The following is a 565-nucleotide window of genomic DNA, read 5'->3' as shown; positions in this document are numbered from 1 at the left end:
AGGCTGATGTAATACGGCATTACGAATACCTAAAAAGAGAACCAAAGGAAGCAACAAAGGGACTGTTAGTTTAATAATGGTTTTAAGCGACACTTCTGAAAAAAACCACAGCGCCATTGGAATTACAGCGATGAAAGTAACTGCAGATTCTTTGGCCATTAAGGCTGCGAAAAACGATGCCACCGCGCCCAGTTGCCATTTTAATTTCGATGTGCCCGCATTACTTTCATTTTTTATTTCTACTAATTTTAGCACACAATACAAACTTGCTAACGCTCCTAATAACGCCAAAATTTCATCTAAGCCTTTCACATTGGCAACAGCCTCAGTATGTAAAGGATGCACCGTGAAAAGCAATGTTGTACCTAACGCAATAAAATTTTGTTTGAAAATATTTTCTTTGTTTTTTATCGAAAATAGAAGCAACAAAGTTCTATATAAAACCAAGCAAAGCAAACCATACCAAAGGATATTAAAAAAATGAAGGATATTTGCAAACCACGTTTTTTCTGAAAGATCTTTTATTTTATACCCTTCTTTATCTTTTTCAATTTTTTGATTTTCA

The 565-nt window shown here is 34.3% G+C and carries 1 protein-coding gene; it reads right to left on the bottom strand.

What is annotated here, in order from left to right; genetic code table 11:
• On the bottom strand, positions 1-565 hold a 565-nt coding region (locus L1S34_RS14830), incomplete at both ends, for a hypothetical protein (RefSeq protein ID WP_236364882.1).

It is taken from the genome of Flavobacterium sp. K77, assembly GCF_021608205.1.
Lineage (GTDB): Bacteria > Bacteroidota > Bacteroidia > Flavobacteriales > Flavobacteriaceae > Flavobacterium > Flavobacterium turcicum.
This window is presented reverse-complemented; position numbering and strand designations above follow the sequence as displayed.